This is a genomic window from Mesorhizobium sp. P2_A12, assembly GCF_056405075.1.
The window spans coordinates 1-379 of record NZ_JBFUCU010000101.1 but is presented as its reverse complement, the minus strand read 5'-3'; the positions used below and the strand labels follow the sequence as shown (position 1 = coordinate 379).

General features: G+C 62.8%; 1 protein-coding gene. It reads left to right on the top strand.

Annotated features, from left to right (window positions below):
- Positions 1–379, top strand: a 379-nt coding sequence (locus AC1DZU_RS35690; RefSeq protein ID WP_477292165.1) for a calcium-binding protein, incomplete at both ends; no start/stop codon positions are given.

The window sequence follows — 379 nt, the reverse complement described above, 5'->3', positions numbered from 1 at the left end:
TGCAAGACGGCACCGACACCCTCTTCCAGGTCGACCGCGACGGCGGTGCATCAGCTCAAACCTACGCCACTCTAGTCCGCTTCCAGAACACCGATCCCACAGACCTCATCGCCGCAAACTTCAATCCTGCCTATCCGGCGGATGGGAGCATTCCTGCAGGCCAGACGATCGATGGTACCTCGGGTGACGACACCCTGCTCGGCGGCGTCGGCCCCGACACCATCAACGGCCTTGGTGGCAACGACACGCTGTCTGGTTCGGCGGGCAATGATCTTCTTGACGGCGGCGCTGACAATGACACGCTGAACGGCGGGTCCGGCAGTGACGTCCTGGTTGGCGGTCTGGGCAACGACAGTTTGCAGGACGGCGGTGGCAATGA